We start from the raw sequence: 21,850 nt of genomic DNA, 5'->3' as shown, positions 1-21,850 counted from the left end.
ACGTCAGGCGGGTTGTTCGGCCTTGCGCCCCTTCGCCAACCGGGCGACGGACAGCGACCCGCCGTTGAACCCCACCGCGATCGCGGCCACGGCGAGCACGAGGACCAGCTCGTAGCCGCCCTGGCCGAGCAGCCCGTTCGGCAGGTGCACGAGGATCAGCGCGCCGAGCATGTTCAGCGCCAGCAGCACGCCGACCACAGGCATCGCCACGCCCAGGACCAGCAGCGCGCCGCCGACGAGTTCGACGATCGCGGCGAACCAGGCGGACAGCGTCGGCAGCGGCACGCCCATGCCCGCGAAGGCGGTGGCGGTGCCGTCGAGACCCCACTCGGTGACCTTCTGCCAGCCGTGGGCGATGAAGACCACTCCCACGCCGATGCGGCCGATGAGCGCTGCCACGTCCTTGAGCATTGCGTTTCCCCTTCACGTCGACTGTCGAACGCCCTCGAAGTTATATGAAGTTTCAACCACTTCCCGGCCCGCGGGCGAGGTTGACAGCGACTCGACAGGGGCGTAGAAAACCAGTCAGTTAGATAACCGAGTGGTTAGGTAGCCATGGCGGACGATCCCCTGAGCACCACCTTCGCGGCCCTGGCCGACCCGACGCGGCGGGCCATCCTGGCGCGGCTCGCGGACGGCGCGGCGACTGTGAAGGAGCTGTCCGAGCCGTTCGCGATGAGCGGGCCGGCGGTGTCCAAGCACCTGCGCGTGCTGGAACGGGCGGGGCTCATCACGCGGGGTCGTGATGCGCAGTGGCGGCCGTGCGCGCTCGACGCGACGCCGTTGCGCGAGGTCAGCGAGTGGGCCGACGGCTTCCGCCGGTTCTGGGACGACAGCTACCGCCGCCTGGACGGCTACCTCGAACGCATGAAGGAGCAGGACGATGACGACTGACACCACCGTTTCGTGGACCACGCCGTCCGCGGTGGAGGTGGCCATGACCAGGACGTTCGACGCGCCGCAGAAGCTGGTGTTCGAGGCGTTCACCAAGCCGGAGCACGTCGTGCACTGGATGCTCGGGCCCGAGGGCTGGACCATGCCCGTCTGCGAGATCGACCTGCGGCCGGGCGGGCGGTGGCACATGGTGTGGCAGCGGGCTGACGGCAGCGAGATGGCGATGACCGGCGAGTACCGGGAGGTCACGCCCTGGTCGAAGACGGTGCAGACCGAGTCGTGGGGTCCGGAGTGGCCCTCGACGGTGAACACCACCCGGTTCATCGCGGACGGTGACCGCACGACGGTCGTGCAGACGATGGAGTTCCCGTCGCGGGCCGACCGGGACCGGGCCCTGGAGACCGGGATGAAGGACGGCGCCGAGACCAGCTACGAGCGGCTGGCGGCCTACCTGACGTCGACGGGCTGACCCGGCACGTCCGTTCGGCGGCAACGTGAGCCGATCGGGTTTGGGGTTCACGCGATCGGGGTTACAGAGCGGTTGACCTACGTCGCGGGATCGGTGGACCGGATCGGTGGAGATGCTGAGTTCGTACCTGGAGTCGGTTCGGACGGGGTTCGCGGCGTTCGTCGGCGTCGGCGTGCTCGTCCTGCTGCCGTTGATCGCGTTGCACTACTACCGGTTCGGGCGGGTGGAGCCGCGGCGGGCGGTGGTCCTGTACGGGCTGCTGGCCTACGGGCTGGTGGCGTTGGCGCTGATCTTCCTGCCGTTCCCGTCGGCGCTGGTGTGCGACGGCGAGGCGATGCTGTCCACCACGCCGTTCCAGTGGGTGACGGACATGCGCCACAACCTGGCGGCGAACGGGCGTTCCGGGGTGGGCGCCGTGGTCACGTCGAGCGCGTTCGTCCAGCAGGCGTTCAACGTCGCGCTGTTCGTGCCGCTGGGCGTGGTGCTGCGGAAGTCCTACGGCCGGGGCGCGGTCACCGTGGTCGTGATCGGGCTGGGGATCTCGCTGGCCGTCGAGGTCGTGCAGTACACGGGGAACCTGGGCGCGTACCCGTGCCCGTACCGCGTGGCGGACGTCGACGACCTGATCTCGAACACCACCGGTGCGCTGCTCGGCTGGATGCTCGCCCCGGTCGCGCTGGTCGTCCCCGCCGTGCCGCACCCGGACGCGTCGACGGCCCCACCTCGCACGGTGACCGTGCCGCGTCGCTTGATGGCGCTGGCGGTGGACGTGACCATCCTGATCGTCGTCACCCACCTGCTCTTCGACGACAACCGCTGGTGGCTCCTGGCCCTGACCGTCGCGATCCGCGTCGTCCTGCCGTCGGTCACCGGCCGGACGCCGGGCGGCTGGCTGCTGCGCCACCGACTCCGCCGTGCCGACGGCGACCGCGCGAACCCGTTCCGGATCGCCCTGCGGGAGCTCCTGGGCGTCACGGGCCTGATCACCTACACCACCCTGGCCCCGACCCCGTGGCCGTTCGCCGTGGACCTGACCGTCCTGGCGTTCTTCGTCCTGGGCACGTTCGTCATCCCGGTCCTGCGCCGGGACCAGCGGAGCCTGCCGGACCTGGCCGCCGGAACCCGTGCCGTTCCGACGGACCCAACCCCCGCAACCGCCCTGACCAGCCCTTAGCCTCACCCCATGGGACCGCTGTCGGACGACGAGTACCGAACCTTCTTCACCCTCCTCCACCGCTACTGCGAGGAGGAGCTGGACCAGACGGAGCAGTTCTCGGTGCCGACCGGGTACGGCGACGTGTACGTGTCCTTCGGCCGCCACCCGCAGGGCCCGGAGGACGCGTACACGCCGTTGGGGGACACGAAGTTCTGGAACCCGTGAGAGGGAACCCGTATCAATTCACCGATCAGAAGCAGATACCGGTGTAGGCGAGCGCCGAAGCGAGGATGTAACCATCACCGAAGTGGGTGTTGTACTGGTCGTAGAGGTTGCCGTAGTACCAATTGCCCGACGGGTTGGGCACGTTGAACTTGTCCCCGACGAACGCGTACGCCTTGACGGATCCCCCGGGCGAGTGACGGAGCGTCGCATTGCTGGTCAGCACGTACTGCCGGGTGCACTGGACACCGACGTCACCGCCCGTGGCCTCGACCGGAGCGGCCGTCGCGACACCGCCGGACACGGTGAGACCGGCGCCCAGCGCGAGTGCGGCGACCGCGGTCTTGATGCTCTTCATGAGGCCTGCTCCCCTTTTTCCATTACCTGCGGCTCGATTCGTCGAACCGGGACGCAACGCTAAGGGCAGGCCACACCGAACACACTCGACCATCAGAGTAATGCGACGCTACCAACGGTGATAATCCACCGAGGAGCGTGCGGATGTCCGTAGACAAGACAAAGGCGGCCTGATCGACGAAGATCAGGCCGCCGTCGGGCCGGCGTGCCGGGCGGACTAGCCGTTGAGCAGCGAGCGCGACATCACGACCCGCTGGATCTGGTTCGTGCCCTCGTAGATCTGGGTGATCTTCGCGTCACGCATCATGCGCTCCACCGGGAAGTCGCGCGTGTAGCCCGCGCCCCCGAACAGCTGCACGGCGTCCGTCGTGACCTCCATCGCCACGTCCGACGCGAAGCACTTGGCCGCCGCCGTGATGAAGCCGATGTTCGGCTCACCCCGCTCGGCCTTCGCCGCGGCCACGTAGACCATGTGCCGGGCGGCCTCGATCTTCATCGCCATGTCGGCCAGCATGAACTGCACGCCCTGGAACTCGGAGATCGACTTGCCGAACTGCTTGCGGTCCTTCACGTAGGCCACGGCGGCTTCCAGGGCGCCCTGCGCGATGCCCACCGCCTGCGCACCGATGGTCGGACGCGTGTGGTCCAGCGTCCGCAGCGCGGTCTTCAGGCCGGTGCCCGGTTCGCCGATGACGCGGTCCGCCGGGATCGTGCAGTTCTCGAAGTGGATCTCACGGGTCGGCGAGCCCTTGATGCCGAGCTTGCGCTCCTTCGAACCCACGACGAAACCCGGGTCGTCCTTGTGCACGACGAACGCCGAGATGCCCTGCGACTTCTTCGGCGCGTTCGGGTCCGTCACGGCCATGACCGTGTACCACGTCGACTCACCGGCGTTCGTGATCCAGCACTTCGTGCCGTTCAACACCCAGTGGTCGCCGTCCAGCCTGGCCCGCGTGCGCATCGACGCCGTGTCGGAGCCCGCCTCCCGCTCGGACAGCGCGTACGACGCCATCGCCTCGCCCGACGCGATGGACGGCAGCACCTGCCGCTTCAACTCCTCCGACGCCGACAGCAGGATCGGCATCGTGCCCAGCTTGTTCACCGCCGGGATCAGGGACGACGACGCGCACACGCGCGCCACCTCCTCGATCACGATGCACGTCGCCACCGAGTCGGCGCCTTGGCCGTCGTACTCCTCGGGCACGTGCACGGCCGCGAAACCGGACTTGACCAGCGCGTTCAACGCCTCGACCGGGAAGCGCTCCTGCTCGTCCACGTCCGCCGCGTGCGGCGCGATCTCCTTGTCGGCCAGCGACCGGACCGCCTCGCGCAGCGCCTCGTGCTCTTCGGCGAGCTGATAGGTACCGAAGCTCGGGTCCACGTTAAGTTACCTCCCGGTAGGGCGTCCTACCGGGATGTTAGCGCGCGTTCACTCAATTCGCCGCTGTGCCGTCCGCAACAGCCCGCAGCGCGGCGTCCTTCGCCAGCACCAACTCCGACAGCGACGCCTGGAACGCCTCCATCCGCTTCCGCAGCTCCTCGTCCGCCGCCGCCAGGATCCGCACGGCCAGCAGCCCCGCGTTGCGGGCGCCGCCCACGGACACCGTGGCCACCGGCACGCCCGCCGGCATCTGGACGATCGACAGCAGCGAGTCCATCCCGTCCAGGTACTTCAACGGCACCGGCACGCCGATCACCGGCAGCGCGGTCGCCGAGGCCACCATCCCCGGCAGGTGCGCGGCCCCGCCGGCGCCCGCGATGATCACCCGCAACCCCCGGGACGCGGCCGTGGTGGCGTAGTCCAGCATCCGCTGCGGCGTGCGGTGCGCCGAGTACACGCCCACCTCGTAGGCGACGTCGAACTCCGCCAGCGCCTCGGCCGCGCCCTTCATCACCGGCCAGTCCGAGTCGCTGCCCATGATCACGCCGACGTGCGTCACTGCTGTCCTCCGTGGATGTCGTACCCGTCCAGCCACGCACCGTCGGACAGCCAGTGCGCCGCGAGCCTCGCCCGCTGCCGCACCTCGTCCATCCGCTCGCCGAGCAGCGTCACGTGACCGATCTTGCGCCCCGGCCGCTCCGCCTTGCCGTACAGGTGCACGTGCGCGTCGGGGAACCGGGCGAACAGGTGGTGCAGCCGCTCGTCGGGCCCCATCTCGGGCGAGTCCGCCGCGCCGAGGACGTTCGCCATCACGACGGCGGGCGCGGCGAGGTCCGTCGCGCCGAGCGGGTAGTCCAGCACGGCGCGCAGGTGCTGCTCGAACTGCGAGGTCCGGGCGCCCTCGATGGTCCAGTGGCCGGAGTTGTGCGGGCGCATCGCGAGCTCGTTGACGACCAGCCCGTCGGCGGTCTCGAACAGCTCCACGGCCAGCAGCCCGACCACGCCCAGCTCGGCGGCGATCCGCAGCGCCAGCTCCTGCGACTGCTCGGCGAGCGCGGGGTCCACCTCGGGCGCGGGCGCCAGCACCTCGACGCAGATGCCCTCCTGCTGCACGGTCTGCACCAGCGGCCACACCGCGCCCTGGCCGAACGGCGAGCGCGCGACCAGCGCGGCCAGCTCCCGGTGCATGGGCACGCACTGCTCGACCATCAACGGCGTGCCGGCGGCCAACAGCTCGGGCACGACCCGCTGCGCGCTCTGCGGCGTGTTGAGCATCCACACCCCGCGGCCGTCGTAGCCGCCGCGCACGGCCTTCAGCACGCACGGCCAGCCGTGCCGAGCGCCGAACTTGAGCACGTCGGACGCGTCCAGCACCGCGGCGAACGGCGGCACGGGCGCGCCCATCGCCGACAGCCGCTCCCGCATGACCAGCTTGTCCTGCGCGTGCACCAGGGCGTCGGGCCCGGGGAACACCTTCACGCCGTCGGCGACCAGCGCGTGCAGGTGCTCCTGCGGCACGTGCTCGTGGTCGAACGTGACGACGTCGCACGACTTGGCGAACGCGCGCAACGCGTCCAGGTCGGTGTGCTTGCCCAGCTCCACGTCGCGCGCGACGAGCGCGGCGGGGTCGGAGTCCGACTCGGCGAGCACCCGCAGCGACTGGCCGAGCGGGATGGCGGCCTGGTGCGTCATGCGGGCGAGCTGGCCGCCGCCGATCATGCCGACGACGGGGAGGCGGGTTCGGGAGTCCACGGTTTCGTGATTCTACGTGCACAAACAGGGTGCTCCGGACCGGGTGCGGAAGCCCCGCGCGGTCGGTGACGCGCGCGGGACCCCCACGGCAGGGCCGCCGCGGTGTGAAGGCGGCGAACCCGGTCCCCGGTCAGACCCGACTGGCGCGGCGCACCCGCACGAAGGCCAGCGCGAGCAGGCCCGCGGCGAGCACGAGGAAGATCGCGGACTCGAACAGCTGGAACGGCACGAGCCGCTCCGCCGGGTGGTACTCGGTGAAGAACAGCACGTTGTTGTCGTTCATGCACTTCGTGTAGGCGTCGCTGTCGTGGACGTTCGAGCACGCCGATGGGTACGCGACCTCGTTGCCCGCCGCGTCCGAGAACCCGCTCGCCACCGTCCACGAACCGTCGCCCGGCCCGTCCCACGACCGCTCGTAGGCGTCGTACCGCTCCACCTTGAGCAACGGCTCCTGGAAGTTCGGCCGCCACAGGCCCGCCACGACGCCGCGCACCGCGACGAACACGCCGAGGGCGAGGCCCATCGACATCACCGTGCGCCGGGTGACCGCGCCGAGCGCCAGCCCGAGCGCGAAGCCGAACGCCGCGAACCCGGCCTGGACCAGCGGCGCCGCCTCGAACGCCGGCATCGTGAACGGCGGGAAGATCGGCCGGTCGGTCGTGGCGTTGATGCTGTCGATCAGCGTCCTCGACGCCAGGCCGACGACGACGGCGAGGGCCACCGCGGGCACGCCGAGCAGCACCGCCTTGCCCGCCAGCCAGCGGGTCGGGGTGATGTCCTGGCTCCACACGACGAGGTGCGTGCGCTGCTCGTACTCGCGCGCCAGCACCGGCGCCGCCCAGAACACCGCGACGGCCAGGCCGGTCACCATCGGCGCCAGCATCACCACGCTGCCCACGCTGATGAAGCGCCAGCGGCCGAACAGCCCCCGTGCGTCGCCGGTGGCCTCGACCCGCCACGCGAGGAGGAGCGCCAGCGCGATGGCCGCGCCGGCGACGACGACCACGCCGGCGATCGCCCACCGGTGCTGCCGCCACGTCAGCCACGCCAGGTCCGCCCACCCGACGCCGGCACGCTTGGTCACCGACGTGGTGTCCGTCGTGGTGGTCATGCGCGGGCCCCCTTCCGAGTGGCTTCGAGCTGCGCGAGCACGTAGTCCTCCAACGTCGGCGCGCGCTCGACCCACGGGCCCGCCACCACCGGCCGCGGCTGCCCCTCCGGCAGCTCGACCAGGAACGTCGACTGGCGGGCGGTGTGCCGCGCCTCCACGATCCCGCCCAACGCGGGCGGCACGTCCGAGCGCGGCCCGGTGTAGCTGACGTGCCTGCCGAGCAGCTCGTCCAGGTCACCCCCCGCCAGCAGCCGGCCGTGCGCGAGCAGCAGCAGGTAGTCGGCGACGCCGGACAGCTCGGCCACGACGTGCGTGGACAGCAGCACGGTCATGCCGGTCTGCTCGACCTCGCCCAGCAGCTCGGCGGTCACCTCGCGGCGGGCCAGCGGGTCGAGGTTGGCCAGCGGCTCGTCCAGCATGAGCACGTCCGGCCGCGAGCCGATGGCCAGCGCGAACGCCACCTGGGCCTGCTGGCCGCCGGACAGCTTGCCGCACGCCCGGTCCAACGGGATCTCGAAGCGCTCCAGCCAGCGACGGGCGCGCGCCTCGTCCCAGACGACGTTGAGCCGCGCGCCGAGGCGCAGCACGTCGGCCGCCGAGAAGTTCCGGTAGACCGGCTTCTCCTGCGACACGAACGCCACCCGGCCCACCGCGCCCGCCGACCCCTCGTCGGCGTCGAGGAGTCCGGCCAGGACGGTCATCAACGTCGTCTTGCCGGCGCCGTTCGCGCCGACCAGCGCCGCCACGCGACCCGCGGGCAGCTCGAACGTGCACTCTCGCAACGCCCACTTCGCACGGTAGCGCTTGCCCAGCGACCGCGTCCGGACCGCGACCGCGGCCGCGTCGGCGGTCTCCACCCCGGTGCTCACGGGACCGCCACCCCCTCCCCTGCCGTTTGCTGCTCGCCGCCCTCGTCGGCGGCGAGGACCGAGCGCACCAGCGCGTCGATGTCCTCCGCGTCCAACCCCGCCTCGCGCGCCTCGCGGACCCACACGGCGAGCCGCGCTCTCAGCGCGTCCATCACCCGCGGGTCGGTCGAGCCGAGCCCGGCTTTGACGAACGTGCCCGAGCCCTGGCGTGCCTCGACCAGGCCGGACAGTTCCAGTTCGCGATAGGCCTTGAGCACCGTGTTCGCGTTCACACCACTCCTCGCGACGACGTCGCGGACGGTCGGCAGCCGGTCTCCCGGCCCTAGCCAGCCCAGGCGCAGCGCCTCCCGGACCTGGCGCACGAGCTGGAGGTACGCGGGGAGGCCGCTGGACCGGTCGATGCGGAACTCCACCCGGCGCCTCCAAATTGTGTCACTCGACTAAGACACTGACACACGGTTGCGGAACGCCCCGAGGTTGTCAAGCGGGTCACCCGTGGACCCACCCCGCCGCGCACGGTGGGGTGTCGACCCGTCCCGCGTCCGTGACCGCGCGACGCCCGCCCCGACCGGCCGGGTCGTTTATCGCCACGATGGTTGTTCCCGCCGCTCGGGAATCCGGTCCGGCCCTTTTACTGGAGCGTGCACGAAACCCGGTACCGAAAGGAAAGCGAATGAAATTCGCACGACTCCTCGTCACCTTTGTCGCGACCGTCTCGGCGTTGCTCGTCGCGCCGCTCGCCAACGCGGCCCAGCCCGACACGCAGCAGACGTTCTACGAGATCCAGAGCGATACCGTGACCGACGACGTATGGGACCAGACCAACTGGGCCTGGAACCCCGACTACCCGGTCATCGCCCACCCGCGCCACGGCGGGGACAACCAGCAATGGTATTGGCCCGGTGACGGCACCATCAGGAACAAGCAGTACGGATGGTGCGTGACCTCAATCGAGGGTACGTTGGCGGGCCGGGACTGCGGCGCCTACCCGAATCAGGAGTGGGACCTCTCTCCCCGTGACAATTGGCGCGTCTGGAAGGTCGAACTGAGGGGCACCAATCTCTGCGTCACCCACAACGGCACCTACAACGCGCTGATCCTCACGAGGTGCGAGGAGGACCGGGTCGACCAGTTGTGGCACCTCATCGAGCGATAGCCGAAGGCACTCGGCTCACCCCACCGGTCCATTGGTGACAGGTGTCCCCGATTCGCCGACCTCGACACCGGGAGACCACCACCCGCCGCGGGTTCCGCACCGGAATCGGCCTGGCGCGTCCCCCCGAAGGGGCCTGAGAGCGAGGAGCCCGGCGCGCTGGGAAACCAGGCGCCGGGCTCCTTCGGGGGAGGGGGGTCTTCAGTTGTCGGACGCCGGACAGGGGTTCGGCGCCCGGGCTCTCAGCGGCCGAGACCGGCGATCAACGCCACCGCGTCCTCGCAGGTCGGGGGCAACTCCTCCACCCAGACCTCGACCGGGCCGGTCGGCGCGACGTGGGGGTCGACGGCCAGCCGGTCCGCGGCGAGCACCCGCAGGTTGAGCACGGCCCGCGGCAGGTGCCGGTCCCGGCGCAGCAGCACGCACGCCACCGACGACCCGATCGAGGCCACCGTCTCGCCACCGTCGAACACCTCCTTCAGCGCGTCGGCCAGCAGGGTCATCGCGACCACGCGCGACCACCCGGACGTGCGGGTCAGGTCGAGCGCCACGAACACCAGCACGTGGTCCTGGCGGCCGACGGCCCGCGCCTCCGCGTACACCTCGCGCAGCCTCGTGCGCAGGTAGGCGGGCGTGGCCAGGCCGGTCAGCGGGTTGTCCGCGGCGCAGGCCGCCGCACGCCTGCTCATCACGTCGCCCCAGCCCAGCGCGGTGGACCGCAGCATCGGCGACGGGATCGCGTCCACCCCCGGCGACACGATGCCCGTCGACCCCGGCGGCTCCGCCAGCACCGCGTGCAGCGCCGCCAGGTCGAGCAGCGTCTCCGCCAGCCCGGCGCCCGCCTCGGCGCGCGCGGCACCCAGCCGGTACAGCGCCGTGCTCACGTCCTCCTGGTCCAGCACCGCCCGGCACACCCCGTCCACCTCGGCCAACGGCCAGTCCGCCGGGAACGCCCAGCCGGCGGCCATCGTGGCCGTGCGCCACCTCGACCGCAGTGCCCGCGTCCCCTCGGCGCCGCCACGCCGTGCGACCGCTTCCCGAACATCCACCCGGATGCCTCCTCGACGTCGGTTTCGCCTACGAGACGTCGCCGCCACTCAGCCATGACGGCATTAAGTCCACCCAGTCGGGGGGTTCTGGGTGACGGTGTGCGACTCCGTAGGTCACACTGACGCCGCGCGAGGAGGGAAGAACACGTGGCGACCGTTCCTGCCGAAGTCCAGGGACCTAGCGATGCGGAGCTGATCGACTCCGTGCGCGCCGGGGACATCGAGGCCTACGGGCAGCTCTACGAACGCCACGTGTCCGCCGCGTACAACCTCGCCCGCCAGCTCTCCAGGTCCTCCGCCGAGGCCGACGACCTGGTCTCCGACGCCTTCGCGAAGGTCCTCGACACGCTGCGGGCGGGCCGCGGGCCCGACTCGGCGTTCCGCGCCTACCTGCTCACCGCGCTGCGCCACACCGCCTACGACAAGACGCGCCGCGACCGCAAGCTCGAGCTGGCCGACGACGTGGCCGAGGTCGCGCCCGAGGCGACCAGCGTGCCGTTCAAGGACACCGCGGTGGCCGGGCTGGAGCGGTCGATGGCGGCCAAGGCGTTCGCCCGGCTGCCCGAGCGCTGGCAGACCGTGCTGTGGCACACCGAGATCGAGGGCCAGTCGCCCGCCGAGATCGCGCCGCTGCTCGGTCTGACCGCCAACGGCGTCTCCGCGCTGGCCTACCGGGCCCGCGAGGGCCTCAAGCAGGCCTATTTGCAGGTGCACCTGGCCGAGACGCAGACCGAGCGCTGCCGTGCCACTGTGGAGCGGCTCGGCGCGTGGACGCGCGGCGGCCTGTCCAAGCGGGAGACCACGCAGGTCGAGGCTCACCTGGACGAGTGCACGGGCTCCTGCCGGGCGCTGGCCGCCGAGCTGGCCGACGTCAACGGCGCGCTGCGCGGCATCATCGCGCCGCTGGTGCTCGGCCTCGGCGCGTCCGGCTACCTCGCCGCGGCCGGCGCGGGCACCGCCAAGGCCGTCACGGTCGCCGCCGCGGGCACGGGTGGCGCGGCCGGCGCCGTCGCGTCCGCGCCGCGCCAGTTCCTCGTCGCCGGAGTCTCGGCCGCCGCCCTGGTGGTCGCGGTGGCGATCGGCCTGGCCTCCGGCGGCGAGCAGGAGGTGCCCGCGGCGCAGGCCGCCCCGGTGGTCACCACGCAACCGGCCCAACCGACCCAGCCGCCGCCACCCGTGCCGCCGCCTGCCGTCGTGCCGTCGCCGGAGCCCTCGCCCACGACCGAACCCGCGCCGACGACCGAACCGGCGCCCGCCCCGACCCCGCCGCCCACGACGACACCGCCCGCCGAACCCCAGCCCGAGCCGGCACCCGAGCCCACGCCGCCGAACCTGGTGCCGGTGGTGCCGAGCGGGTTCGTGCTGACGCCCGGCGAGGACCCGGTCGACGTGCCGATCACCGTGCGCAACGCCGGTGAGACGGCCTCGGAGCCGGCGAGCGCCGCCCTCGACCTGCCGCCGGGCATCCGGTCCGTCGGCCCCTCCGACTCGTTCGCGGGCGGGCGGCTCGTCCGGCTCGACGGCGCGGTCGACCAGACCGTGGCCTGCCCGGCCGGCACCGGCACGGTGACGTGCGCCACCGCGCAGGGCATCGCGCCCGGCGGCTCGGCGACGTTCGTGGTCCGGGTGCAGGCCGACCCGGACGCGACGACCGGCCGGATCACCGGCACGGTCACCGCGGGCGGCTCGCTGAGCGTGGCGATCGCGGTCGACGTCGAGGTGCGCCCGGTGCACGACGACCTGGAACTGCTGGTCCACCGGTGGCAGCACGGGTTCTGGGACCCGCGGCTGGACGTCAAGGCCACCAACACCGGCGGGCGGGCGGGCGACCTGCGCCTGGTCGTGGAGTCCGACCGGCACATCACGCTGGTCGCGCTGTGGCCCGGCTGCGACAGGTCCCGCCAGCGGGTGGTGTGCGAGGTGCCGCTGGCGCGCGGCGAGTCGTTCCGGCTGGCCGTCTGGGCGATCGGGTCGCCGCACCGCGAGGGTGTGGTGCGGGTCTCGGCGACCCTCGGCACGGCGGCCGAGCAGGTCGAGGTGCCGATCTCGCTGCGCCCGGGCCAACCGCACGAGCCCGAGCCGCCGGCCGGCACGCCGACGCGGACCACCGCACCTACCACCACCAAGTCGACGCCGCCCACGACGACGACCACCACCACCAGGTCGACCACACCGACGACCACCGAACCGCCGGTGACGACGACGACCGTCCCGTCGGCACCGACCACGGAACCGCCCGCGTCGACCACGACCACGACGGAGCCGACGACCGCCCCGACGACCACGACCCCGACCACGCCGCCGCCCACGCGCGGCGAACCGTGCCGACCGAGGCCGCCGTGGTTGCCGCCGAGCTGGGACGACCCGTTCCCCGGCCACTGCCGTACCCCTTCGTGATCGTTCGATCACGCGGGTCGGTAGCCTGCCCCGGTGCTGCCACTAGTGCGCAGGGTGTTGGGTCTCCTGCCGGAACCGGTCCGCTTCCTGATCAACAAGCACCGCGAGCTGATCCGGTTCGCCGTCGTCGGCGGCACGACCTTCGTGATCGACAACGGCGTCTGGTACGCGTTGAAGCTGACCGTCCTGGAGGACAAGGTCGTCACCGCGAAGGCCATCGCGGTGCTGGTGGCGGTCATCTCCTCCTACGTGCTGAGCCGCGAGTGGTCGTTCCACACCCGCGGCGGACGTGAGCGACACCACGAGGCCGCGCTCTTCTTCCTGGTCAGCGGCGTCGGCATCGGCGTCAACCTGCTGCCGCTGTACGTCTCGCGGCACGTGTTCGACCTGCACTCGGAGGTCGCCGACTTCGCCGCCGGCTCGGTGATCGGCATGCTCCTGGCCACGGGTTTCAAGTTCTGGGCGATGCGGAAGTTCGTGTTCCCCCAGGCCGACGCGCGGCCGTCGGTCCAGCCGCTGCACGTCGTGGCGGAATCCCGCGAAGTCGCCTGAACAGGCCTTTCACCCCGCTTTCCGTAGACTGCCGGGGTGTCCGTAGTCGAGAACGTCGTCCTCCGCCTGCCCGAACCGCTGCGCTCCCTGGCCCTCAAGCACCGGGAACTGCTGAAGTTCGCCGTGGTCGGCGGCACCTGCTTCGTGATCGACACGGTCATCTTCTTCGGCCTCAAGACGATCGTGCTGAGCGAGAACCCGGTCACCGCGAAGATCGTGGCGACGCTGGTGGCGACCATCGTGTCGTACGTGCTCAACCGCGAGTGGTCGTTCAAGACCAGGGGCGGACGTGAGCGAAGCCACGAGGCGGCGCTGTTCTTCCTCGTCAACGGCATCGGCATCGCGCTCAACTCGCTGCCGCTGTGGGTGTCGCGGTACCTGCTGCACCTGCAGGAGCCGCACGTGAGCAGGCTCGGCGAGGAGGTCGCCGACTTCCTCAGCGCGCAGGTCATCGGCACCCTGATCGCCATGGTGTTCCGCTGGTGGGGCTACAAGAAGTGGGTCTTCCCCGAGGCGGACTTCCGGCCGCGCCGCGTGACGCGGGCCTACGACCGCCCGGACGACGAGCAGGCGCCCGGGCACTCCTGACCGGCGGTCAGCGGCCTTCGGCCAGCACTCCCAGCGCGGCGTCGTGCAGGTGCCCGTTGCTGGTCAGCACGTTGCCCCCGTCGAACCGCGCCACGCCGCCGAGGTCGGTGAACCGGCCGCCTGCCTCCGTGACCAGCACCTGGAACGGCGCCACGTCCCACGCGTTCACGATCGGCTCCGCGGCCAGGTCGATCGCGCCCTCCGCGACCAGGCAGTGCTGCCAGAAGTCGCCGAACGCCCGGTTCTCCCAGCACGCGTCGACCAGCGCCAGGTACGCCTCGCGCGAGTGGTGCTCGACCCACGTGCCCAGGTGCGTGGTGGACAGGTAGGCGTCGGACAGCTCGCGCACCGCCGACACGGAGATCTCGCGCACGCCCGAAGCGTCCGACGTGTGCGCGCCGCCGCCCGCCGCGGCCCACCACCGACGGCCCAGCGCGGGCGCGCTCACCACGCCGACCACCGGCGCGCCGTCCACGACCAGCGCGATCAGCGTCGCCCACACGGGCACGCCGCGCAGGAAGTTCTTGGTGCCGTCGATCGGGTCGACCACCCACGCCCGGCCGTCGCCCGCCGTGCCGCCGCGTTCCTCGCCCGCGACCTGGTCGTCCGGCGCCTCCAGCGCGAGCACCGCGCGGATCGCGTCCTCGACCGCCACGTCGGCGTCCGTCACCGGCGTGCGGTCGGGTTTGCTCCCCACCACGAGGTCGCGGGAGCGGAACCGGGCGGTGGTGATCTTGTCGGCCTCGTCCGCGAGGCGGAGGGCCAGGGACAGATCTGCGCGGTGGTCGGGCACGCACGGGATCGTGCCACGCCTACGCTGGGAGTCGTGAGCGTGGTCTTGTTGGCCGAGGACGACCCGGCGATCGCCGAACCGCTGTCCCGCGCGTTACAGCGGGAGGGCTACCAGGTGCAGGTGGTCACCGACGGCCCCGGCGCGTTGGACGCCGCCACGCACAGCGGCATCGACCTGCTGGTGCTCGACCTCGGCCTGCCCGGGATGGACGGGCTGGAGGTGTGCCGCCGGCTGCGCGCGGGCGGTCGCGGCCTGCCCGTGCTGATGCTCACCGCGCGGTCCGACGAGGTCGACTTCGTCGTCGGCCTGGACGCGGGCGCGGACGACTACGTGGCCAAGCCGTTCCGGCTGGCCGAGCTGATGGCCCGCATCCGCGCGCTGCTGCGCCGGCGCGCGCCGGGCACGTTGGAGGTCAACGGCGTGCGCATGGACCTCGCCGCCCGGCGCGTCACCGTGGACGGGCTGGAGGTGCAGCTGGCGAACAAGGAGTTCGAGCTCCTGCGCGTGCTGATCCAGCGCGCGGGCCAGGTGGTGCACCGCGACGAGATCCTGTCCGAGGTCTGGAACGACCCGGAGCTCAAGAGCAGCAAGACCCTCGACATGCACATGTCGTGGCTGCGCCGCAAGCTCGGCGACGTGCGCTCGGTGGAGCGCCGCATCGCCACCGTGCGCGGCGTGGGTTTCCGCTTCAACACCGCCGACTGATGCGCAGCCGGATCCTGCGGGCCATCCTGCTCGCCGTCGCGGTCACCGGGTTCGCCCTCGGCCTGCCCCTCGGCTACACGGCGCTGCGGCTGGTGGAGGACGGCGCCCGCACCGACCTGACCGCGCGGGCGCAGCGGATCGCGGCGTCCATCGACGACCAGCTCGCGAGCGGCCGGCAGATCGACCTCGGACCGGTGGAGGTCGGCGTGCCGGAGGGCGGCCACCTCGTGGTGACGTCGGCCTCCGGGGTGCTCGAGTTCGGCCGCCGCCCCGGACCGGACCCGTTGTCGGTGGAGGTGCCGATCGCGCAGCAGGGCACGGTGCGGCTGGAGGTGTCGTCCGCGCCGATGCACACCGCGCAGTACCAGGTGGCGGCGCTGGTGGTGCTGCTGGTCGTGCTGTCGGTGAGCACCGGCACGGTGGTGGCCACGGTGACCGCCCGCAAGCTCGCCATGCCGTTGCGGCACGTGGCGGCGCGCGCGGCCCGGTTGGGCGCGGGTGACTTCCGGCGCGACGACCGGCGCCACGGCGTGCCGGAGCTGGACCTGGTGGCCGAGGCGCTCGACCGCTCGGCGGGCGCGCTGGCGCAGCTCGTGCAGCGGGAGCGGGAGCTGGTCGGCGACGTCTCGCACCAGCTGCGCAGCAGGCTGACCGCGTTGCAGCTCCGGCTGGAGGCGTTGGCGCTGCACCCGGAGCCGGACATGGCGGCCGAGGCGCGGGCGGCGTTGGAGCAGGCCGAACGGCTGGCCGAGGTGCTCAACGAGATGCTGGCCGCGGCCCGGGCCGCCCGCGCGGTGGGCGCGGAACCGCTCGACCTCGGCGCGGAGCTGACCGCCATCGCCGAGGAGTGGCGCGAGCCGCTGCGGCGGGCCGGGCGCGCGCTGCGGGTGAGGGTGCCGGACGGTCTGCTGGCACGCGCCACGCCCGCGCGGCTCCGGGAGGCGATCGGCGTACTGCTGGACAACGCGCTGCGGCACGGCGAGGGCCAGGTCGTCGTCTCCGCGCGCCGTGACGACGGGACGGTGGTCGTGGAGGTCGCCGACGGCGGCGCGGGCGTGCCGGACGAGTTGGCGCACCACATCTTCGAGCGCGGGGTGTCCGGCGGCGGGTCCACCGGCGTGGGGTTGGCGTTGGCGCGCGCCCTGGTGGACGCCGACGGCGGGCGGCTGGAGCTGTCGACCGCCCGGCCGGCGACGTTCGCGCTGTTCCTGCCCGTGCCGAAGGCCGAGGACGTGGTCGGCGTGAGCTGGCGGACCGACCTCACGCCCCGCTAGGCGCGGCCTCCGGCTGGGCTCCTCCGGCCTTGGCGTCCTCAGAGGGCTTGGCTTCCTCAGAGGGCTTGACGTCCTCGGGCTTGGCCTCCTGGGGCAGCACGCCGACCGCGCCGCGCACGACCTGAGCCCACACCAGGCGGCCGAACAGGTAGTGGCAGGCGACGTCCTCGCTGGTGAACGCGGCCCAGTCGTACCGGTTGCCCTGCTCGCGCCAGAAGACCTCGACGCCCTCCTCGGTCGGCAGCAGGCACCACGTGTTGTCGGCTTCCGCGCCGATCGACACGACCTCGGCGGGCACGCCGACCGCCAGCAGCCAGCCCTGGATCGACTCCGCGTTCATGCCATCTCCTCCAGGTAGCCCAGCGCGACCAGGTCGGCGACCGGGTAGGTGGCGCGGAAGCGGGCGCCGCCGCCGGGCTGGCCGAACCACTCGGCGGACAGGGTGAACCACACCGGCAGCACCTTGGCCACCCGGTAGCGGTGGTAGCCCGCGTCCACCAGCGCGGGCGGCAGCGAGCGCTCGGCGTAGGCCGTGCCGAGCTGGGACAGCACCCGGCCCTCCGGCCCGCCGAACCGGTCGAGCTCGACGCCGACCGCGAGCACGCCGGGCTGGCCCGCCTCGTAGCCGCCCTCGGGGAACAGCTCGCCGGGCGGCCAGGCGTACTCGGGCGGGTCGGCGCGGACCAGGAACCGGCGCTCCCAGTCGCGTTCGTGCATGCCCGCCAACGGGTCGTAGCCCGCCAGCAGCACGGGATCGGGCGCGACGCCGGGCGTGAGGGCCAGGCGCGGCCGGTTGACCGCGGGCACCGGGTCCGTCGACACCGGACCGGTCGGCTCCACGCCGGAGAGCCGTGACCGCAGCGCGTCCTGGCTCACCGCGCGCAGGTCGAGGCCGAACTGGGCGGAGGCGTCGACCAGGTGGCCGTCGGGGTGGCCCTGCGGCTCGAAGCGCAGGCCCGCCGCGAACGTCTCGTCCTCCGACGGCGGCGGCAGCTGGCGCGCGGGCTTCGCGCTGGGCGGCGGGAGCGTGCCGCCGGGGAACATGTGCAGCAGGAACAACGCCGCCGCTTCGGTGGTCGGCTGCGCGGTCGCCGCGGCCTTGACCGGTGGCGCGGGCGGGGTGTCGTCGGGTTCGGTCGGCAGGATCGCGGACGTGGCCCCGGCCGGCAGCGGCGGCGCGGTGGTGTCGCGACCGCCGAGCGGGACGGGGACGATCGCGAACGCGAGATCGCCGTCCTTCACCTGCTGGCCGACGGCGGCCAGAGCGTCCTTGAGGCCCTGCTGGACGTCCTTGAGCTCGGTCTTGGCCGCGCTGTCGCCCTTGGCCTGGCCCTCGCCCTTCGGCTGGACCTCCGCCTTGGCCTGGCCCTCGGCCTTCGCGGCGGCTTCGCCCTTGGCCTGAGCGCCCTGGTTCTGGTTCTGGCCTGCCTGACCCTGACCGGAGCCGGACTGGCTCTGGCCCGAACCCTGGCCCTGGCCCTGGCCCTGGCCCGCGGGAGTCTGGCCCGCCGGTGACTGACCGGGCTGGGGTTGGGCGGTTTGGGTGGCTTGGGCAGCGCGCGCTTCGGCCTTCGCCGCCGCCTGCTGACCCGCCTGCTGGCCGGGCGCCTGGGTGTTCGCGGCGGCGTTCGCGGCCGGGTTCTGCGCGACGGCCGCCGCCGCGGCCGCTGCCGCCGCCGGAGCCGCCGCGGGCCCGCCGCCGACGGACGGTCCGCTGAACGACGGTCCCTGCGGCCCGGCCTGGTTCGCGGCCGGAGCCGCCGGCTGAGCCGTCGCGTGCGGCGCTTCGGCGTGCGGGAGCAGCGGACGGTCCAGGACCGCCGCCGACGACTGGTTGACCGTGCCCTCCGGGCGCGTCACGGCGTCCACGACCGGTCCGGCGGCGCCGAGGACGGGGTTCACCACGTTGCCGAGCAGGTTGCCGACCGCGTTGCCCTGACCGGCCCCGTTGCCGGGTCCGCTGCCGGGTCCGTTTCCGGGTCCGTTTCCGGGCCCGTTGCCCTGGCCGGGCGCGTTGTCGGATCGGCCGGGCCCGTTGTCGTGGCCGGGGACCACGGTCTCGGCCACGCTCTGGACCGTCTCCGCCGCGCCCTGGACGGTGCGGCCGACCGTGTCGTCCACCGCGCCGCCGACGTCCTGGACGACCTCGCCCGCCGTGTCCAGCACCGGTTCCACCACGGCGGCCAGCGGCGGCGCGACGGTTTCCACCACGTCGACCACCGGCTCGGTCACCGCGTTCACCGTGTCGGTCACCGCGCCGACCAGGCCGCCGACCAGACCGGGCGCCTGGCCGTTGCCCGGGGCCGCGCCGGAGCCCGTGGGCAGCAGGGTTTCCACCAAGCCGGGCGGTTGGGCGCCCGGAGCGGCGGCGCCACCGCCGGCCGGGGCCTCGGACCCGCCGGGCAGCAACCCGTCGAGCAGACCACCGCCCTGACCCCCGCCCAGCAGACCACCACCCAGCAGACCGCCGCCGCCGGGCGAACCGCCTTGGGGCTGACCGGAACCCGGGCCCTGACCGGGGCCCGCGTCGGGCGCGTGCACGCCGGGGTTGGCGGCGACCGGTGGCTGGTGGCCGCCGATCTGCACGCCGCTGTCCAACCGCACCGCGCTGGTCAACGTGTCGGTCAGGTGGGCGACGTTCGCCGCCGCGCCGCGCAACGCCGTGTCCAGGCCCAGCAACGCCGTCGGGTGCCCGGCGTTCGCGGCCTGCTGCGCGGCGTCGCTGTTCTTCGCCAGGTTCACCAGCTCGCGCACCAGCTCGACCTTGGCCGCGCCGACCTGCTCGGCCGCGTGGTCCAACCGGTCGGCCGCCGCGTGGCAGCCGCGCAGCACGGCGTTCAGCGTGCCGTCCGGCGCGGTGAACTTGTTCCAGTGGCCGCGCGCCGCGTCACCGGTCGACCCGGTCATCGCGGTCAGCGCCTTGCCCGCGGCACCGTCGGACTCGCCCGCCAACGTGGACAGCTTCGCGCCCGCCTCGCGCCACGCGGTGGCGGACGCGCGCAGCTTGTCCTCGTCGGCCTGGGGCCACGACACCCCGGCTTTGGCGGCGACCTCGGCCAACTCGGCCGGCAGCTCGATCCCCATCACGGCCCCCTGAGTCAGATCGCGCCGAGCGCGTTGCGGTTGCCCTCTTCGACTTCGCGGTACGTGCGGGCCGTCTCGGCGAAGCGCTCCCCGACACCGCCGAACCCGGCGCTCAACCCGTTCAGCCCGCCCAGCACCTCGCCGGAGGGCTGGACGTGGCTCGCCGCGAAGCTCTGCCCGATCGCGTCACCGCCCCAGCACTCGCCGATCGAGCCGAGCACGCCGCCCAGCTCGCCCGCGATCTTCCCGGCGCGCTCGGCGAACGCGGCGAAGTCGTCGGCCCCCTCGGCGAGGCGGGCGAGGTCGGTCCGGAAGCCGGTCATCTCGTTCTCCTCGAAGCCTTGGCGTCGACGTCGGTCATCCACTCGCGCTGCTCGAAGTCCTCGTCGTCCTCGGCGGCGGGACGCCTCCGGGTCGGCTGCGGCGGCTGGACCTCCTCGGCACCGATCTCCCCCGGCCGCAGGTCGGCCGTGCCGCGCAACAACGCCTCGGGATCCGTGCCGGCGGGCAGCACCGGGGTCAACGTCCGGTAGGCGTCCTCGGTGGCCCTGGCCACCGCCTCCCGGGTGGTGCCCACGATCAGCTGGGCGAGCTGCGCCGGCCGCAGCCGGTACGCGTCGTCGCGCAGCTCCAGGTCGGTGAGCGTGCCCTTGGCGTCGACCACGACGGTCACCGAGCCGTCGGGACTGGTGGCCGACCCGGAGATCCGGGCCAGGTCGCGCTGCACGGACGCCAGCTGGTCGCGGCTGCGCCGGTAGTCGGCCAGCAACTCGTCCACCTGGGCGCGGTGATCGGTCGTCACGGCCACCTCCGGTCTTCAGCCGTCGCCGGGCATGGTCGTCGGTCGCGCGTTGGACGTTACGACCCCTACCCCGGTTCCCGCCCGTTCCGACGAAATCCCGGTGTGCACGGCGCGGTGCACCGTTCGGGCCAACGCCGAGCCGATCACCGACCGCGGCCCGCCGTACGGCTCGACCGGGCCGTCCAGCGGGCACAGCAGCACGACCGCGTCGGTGACCGTCCCGGTGCCCGGCACGCCCGCCTCGCCCAACGCCTGCGCCTTGGCCTCGGCGACCGTGGCGACCGCGTTGACCAGGGCCGCGTCCGCCAGTCGCACGGGCAGCACGCACACCGCGTTGATCGTGCCGACGTCGGGCAGCCCGTCGGCGGGCGGTCCGGCGGCCCACGTGGGGTGCGCGCCGATCCCGGTCGTCACCCACGACCGCACCCCGCCGTCGGCCTCCAGCACCGCGTCCCGCACGTCGACGGCGGTGAGCAGCCCGGTGCCGGGGCCGCGCAACCCGAGGTCGGCCGCGATCTCGGCGACGTGCGCGTCCGGGTCGAGGCGGGCGTAGTCCTTGGGCACGGTCGCGTTCAGCGCCCAGTGCCGCACGCCGAGCCCGCCGCCGTGCGGGCCGGACGAGATCGCCAGCACCGGCTTCGACAGCCGCCAGAGGAGGACGCCGGGGTGCCGTTCGATCACGTCGCGAGCCGCACGAGCGCCCGGTTCGCGCCGCGGCGCTCCACCAGCTCGAACCCCGCGTCGGTGAACATGCCGAGCGTGCCGTGGTACAGGTCGCCGGAGCCCTTCTTCGCACCGGCGGTGTCCACGGGGTAGCCCTCGACGGACCGCGCGCCGCCGTTGCGCGCGTACCCGACGGCGTGCTCCAGCAACACCGCGCCCAAGCCGCGTCGGCGGGCCGTGCGGTGGATGAAGAAGCACGTCACCGACCACACGTCGGTCAGGTCGTCGTCCACCGGCGCCGCCACCTTGGTGCGCGCCAACCGGGCGTAGCCGAGCCGGGGCGCGACCGCGACCCACCCGACCGGCCGGTCGTCGTCGTCGATCGCCAGCAACCCGACCGGCACACCGGACCCGACGCGGGAGCGCAGCAGCTCCTTGTTGCCCGCCGAACCGTTGGCCCGCATGTCGGCGTTGGTCTGGAGGAACCACGTGCACCAGCACCCGGACTGCGCGCCGTTGGGCCCGAACAGCTCCTCCAGCGACGGCCAGGTCTGCGGTGTCAGCTCGACCACCCGCACC

The 21,850-nt window shown here is 72.9% G+C and carries 25 protein-coding genes and 1 pseudogene; 10 read left to right on the top strand and 16 right to left on the bottom strand.

Features of this window, described 5'->3' with window-relative positions; genetic code table 11:
- Positions 1–3 precede the first annotated feature (3 nt).
- Positions 4–411 carry a DoxX family protein gene (locus ABTZ99_RS21395; protein WP_498780442.1) on the bottom strand — a complete coding sequence of 136 codons (408 nt, stop codon included), beginning with the start codon at positions 409–411 and terminating at the stop codon, positions 4–6.
- A 144-nt stretch (positions 412–555) separates the two neighbouring features.
- Here ABTZ99_RS21395 and ABTZ99_RS21390 point away from each other — a divergent pair, with 144 nt between their 5' ends.
- From ABTZ99_RS21390 to ABTZ99_RS21375, 4 genes are all read left to right on the top strand, one after another.
- Positions 556–894, top strand: a complete 339-nt coding sequence (locus tag ABTZ99_RS21390; protein ID WP_498780444.1) for an ArsR/SmtB family transcription factor — start codon at positions 556–558, stop codon at positions 892–894.
- On the top strand, positions 884–1,363 hold the full coding sequence (locus tag ABTZ99_RS21385; protein WP_499613253.1) for an SRPBCC family protein: 480 nt from the start codon (positions 884–886) through the stop codon (positions 1,361–1,363). The genes ABTZ99_RS21390 and ABTZ99_RS21385 overlap by 11 nt, the downstream gene beginning before the upstream one ends.
- Positions 1,364–1,475: 112 nt before the next feature.
- On the top strand, positions 1,476–2,537 hold the full coding sequence (locus tag ABTZ99_RS21380; protein WP_499613311.1) for a VanZ family protein: 1,062 nt from the start codon (positions 1,476–1,478) through the stop codon (positions 2,535–2,537).
- Positions 2,538–2,546: 9 nt separating this feature from the next.
- Positions 2,547–2,744, top strand: a complete 198-nt coding sequence (locus ABTZ99_RS21375) for a hypothetical protein (protein ID WP_499613250.1) — start codon at positions 2,547–2,549, stop codon at positions 2,742–2,744.
- A 25-nt stretch (positions 2,745–2,769) separates the two neighbouring features.
- Here ABTZ99_RS21375 and ABTZ99_RS21370 read toward each other — a convergent pair whose 3' ends face one another.
- From ABTZ99_RS21370 to ABTZ99_RS21340, 7 genes are all read right to left on the bottom strand, one after another.
- Positions 2,770–3,099: a hypothetical protein gene (locus ABTZ99_RS21370; protein WP_498780450.1), complete on the bottom strand. Its 330-nt coding sequence runs from the start codon at positions 3,097–3,099 to the stop codon at positions 2,770–2,772.
- A 216-nt stretch (positions 3,100–3,315) separates the two neighbouring features.
- Positions 3,316–4,479, bottom strand: coding sequence for an acyl-CoA dehydrogenase (locus ABTZ99_RS21365; protein WP_498780451.1), 1,164 nt, complete (start codon positions 4,477–4,479; stop codon positions 3,316–3,318).
- Positions 4,480–4,531: 52 nt separating this feature from the next.
- Positions 4,532–5,017, bottom strand: coding sequence for a 5-(carboxyamino)imidazole ribonucleotide mutase (gene purE / locus ABTZ99_RS21360; protein WP_499613308.1), 486 nt, complete (start codon positions 5,015–5,017; stop codon positions 4,532–4,534).
- A 17-nt stretch (positions 5,018–5,034) separates the two neighbouring features.
- Positions 5,035–6,231 carry a 5-(carboxyamino)imidazole ribonucleotide synthase gene (locus tag ABTZ99_RS21355; RefSeq protein WP_498780453.1) on the bottom strand — a complete coding sequence of 399 codons (1,197 nt, stop codon included), beginning with the start codon at positions 6,229–6,231 and terminating at the stop codon, positions 5,035–5,037.
- A gap of 130 nt (positions 6,232–6,361) precedes the next feature.
- Positions 6,362–7,342, bottom strand: a complete 981-nt coding sequence (locus ABTZ99_RS21350; protein ID WP_498780455.1) for an ABC-2 membrane transporter-related protein — start codon at positions 7,340–7,342, stop codon at positions 6,362–6,364.
- Positions 7,339–8,211, bottom strand: a complete 873-nt coding sequence (locus ABTZ99_RS21345; protein ID WP_499613245.1) for an ATP-binding cassette domain-containing protein — start codon at positions 8,209–8,211, stop codon at positions 7,339–7,341. The genes ABTZ99_RS21350 and ABTZ99_RS21345 overlap by 4 nt, the downstream gene beginning before the upstream one ends.
- Positions 8,208–8,624, bottom strand: coding sequence for a GntR family transcriptional regulator (locus tag ABTZ99_RS21340; protein WP_498780459.1), 417 nt, complete (start codon positions 8,622–8,624; stop codon positions 8,208–8,210). The genes ABTZ99_RS21345 and ABTZ99_RS21340 overlap by 4 nt, the downstream gene beginning before the upstream one ends.
- Positions 8,625–8,884: 260 nt before the next feature.
- Here ABTZ99_RS21340 and ABTZ99_RS21335 point away from each other — a divergent pair, with 260 nt between their 5' ends.
- The gene (locus ABTZ99_RS21335) at positions 8,885–9,367 is read left to right on the top strand and encodes a ricin-type beta-trefoil lectin domain protein (protein ID WP_498780461.1); all 483 of its coding nucleotides are present in this window, start codon (positions 8,885–8,887) and stop codon (positions 9,365–9,367) included.
- Positions 9,368–9,606: 239 nt separating this feature from the next.
- Here the strand turns inward: ABTZ99_RS21335 and ABTZ99_RS21330 are convergent, their stop codons facing one another.
- Positions 9,607–10,413, bottom strand: coding sequence for a GGDEF domain-containing protein (locus ABTZ99_RS21330; protein ID WP_498780463.1), 807 nt, complete (start codon positions 10,411–10,413; stop codon positions 9,607–9,609).
- Between the two features lie 147 nt (positions 10,414–10,560).
- Here ABTZ99_RS21330 and ABTZ99_RS21325 point away from each other — a divergent pair, with 147 nt between their 5' ends.
- The 3 genes from ABTZ99_RS21325 to ABTZ99_RS21315 are packed head-to-tail and all read left to right on the top strand — an operon-like array spanning position 10,561 to position 13,950.
- A complete protein-coding gene (locus tag ABTZ99_RS21325; protein ID WP_499613241.1) occupies positions 10,561–12,810 on the top strand; it encodes a sigma-70 family RNA polymerase sigma factor in 2,250 nt (749 codons plus the stop codon).
- Between the two features lie 36 nt (positions 12,811–12,846).
- Complete coding sequence (locus tag ABTZ99_RS21320) at positions 12,847–13,362, top strand: GtrA family protein (protein ID WP_498780579.1); 516 nt, start codon at positions 12,847–12,849, stop codon at positions 13,360–13,362.
- 36 nt (positions 13,363–13,398) lie between these two features.
- Positions 13,399–13,950 carry a GtrA family protein gene (locus tag ABTZ99_RS21315; RefSeq protein ID WP_498780467.1) on the top strand — a complete coding sequence of 184 codons (552 nt, stop codon included), beginning with the start codon at positions 13,399–13,401 and terminating at the stop codon, positions 13,948–13,950.
- 7 nt (positions 13,951–13,957) lie between these two features.
- Here ABTZ99_RS21315 and hisN read toward each other — a convergent pair whose 3' ends face one another.
- Positions 13,958–14,743: a histidinol-phosphatase gene (hisN, locus tag ABTZ99_RS21310; protein ID WP_499613238.1), complete on the bottom strand. Its 786-nt coding sequence runs from the start codon at positions 14,741–14,743 to the stop codon at positions 13,958–13,960.
- 39 nt (positions 14,744–14,782) lie between these two features.
- On the opposite strand from hisN, the gene ABTZ99_RS21305 reads away from it, so the two are divergent.
- The gene (locus ABTZ99_RS21305; protein ID WP_053718971.1) at positions 14,783–15,448 is read left to right on the top strand and encodes a response regulator transcription factor; all 666 of its coding nucleotides are present in this window, start codon (positions 14,783–14,785) and stop codon (positions 15,446–15,448) included.
- Positions 15,448–16,722, top strand: coding sequence for an ATP-binding protein (locus tag ABTZ99_RS21300; protein WP_498780470.1), 1,275 nt, complete (start codon positions 15,448–15,450; stop codon positions 16,720–16,722). Before ABTZ99_RS21305 ends, ABTZ99_RS21300 begins: the two co-directional genes overlap by 1 nt.
- A gap of 91 nt (positions 16,723–16,813) precedes the next feature.
- Here the strand turns inward: ABTZ99_RS21300 and ABTZ99_RS21295 are convergent.
- From ABTZ99_RS21295 to ABTZ99_RS21270, 6 genes and pseudogenes are all read right to left on the bottom strand, one after another.
- Positions 16,814–17,062: pseudogene (locus tag ABTZ99_RS21295) on the bottom strand (hypothetical protein); the annotation flags it as partial.
- The gene (locus tag ABTZ99_RS21290) at positions 17,059–19,806 is read right to left on the bottom strand and encodes a TNT domain-containing protein (protein ID WP_499613235.1); all 2,748 of its coding nucleotides are present in this window, start codon (positions 19,804–19,806) and stop codon (positions 17,059–17,061) included. The gene ABTZ99_RS21290 and the pseudogene ABTZ99_RS21295, both read right to left, overlap by 4 nt.
- 14 nt (positions 19,807–19,820) lie before the next feature.
- On the bottom strand, positions 19,821–20,129 hold the full coding sequence (locus ABTZ99_RS21285) for a WXG100 family type VII secretion target (protein ID WP_498780472.1): 309 nt from the start codon (positions 20,127–20,129) through the stop codon (positions 19,821–19,823).
- Complete coding sequence (locus tag ABTZ99_RS21280) at positions 20,126–20,608, bottom strand: YbaB/EbfC family nucleoid-associated protein (RefSeq protein ID WP_498780473.1); 483 nt, start codon at positions 20,606–20,608, stop codon at positions 20,126–20,128. Before ABTZ99_RS21280 ends, ABTZ99_RS21285 begins: the two co-directional genes overlap by 4 nt.
- A 15-nt stretch (positions 20,609–20,623) precedes the next feature.
- Positions 20,624–21,289, bottom strand: coding sequence for an adenosylcobinamide amidohydrolase (locus tag ABTZ99_RS21275; RefSeq protein WP_498780475.1), 666 nt, complete (start codon positions 21,287–21,289; stop codon positions 20,624–20,626).
- Positions 21,286–21,843, bottom strand: coding sequence for a GNAT family N-acetyltransferase (locus ABTZ99_RS21270; RefSeq protein ID WP_498780477.1), 558 nt, complete (start codon positions 21,841–21,843; stop codon positions 21,286–21,288). Before ABTZ99_RS21270 ends, ABTZ99_RS21275 begins: the two co-directional genes overlap by 4 nt.
- Positions 21,844–21,850 lie beyond the last annotated feature (7 nt).

The organism is Actinosynnema sp. NPDC002837, from assembly GCF_040295345.1.
Classification (GTDB): domain Bacteria; phylum Actinomycetota; class Actinomycetes; order Mycobacteriales; family Pseudonocardiaceae; genus Actinosynnema.
The sequence above is the reverse complement of the archived record's forward strand: the minus strand, read 5'-3'. Positions and strand labels throughout refer to the sequence as shown.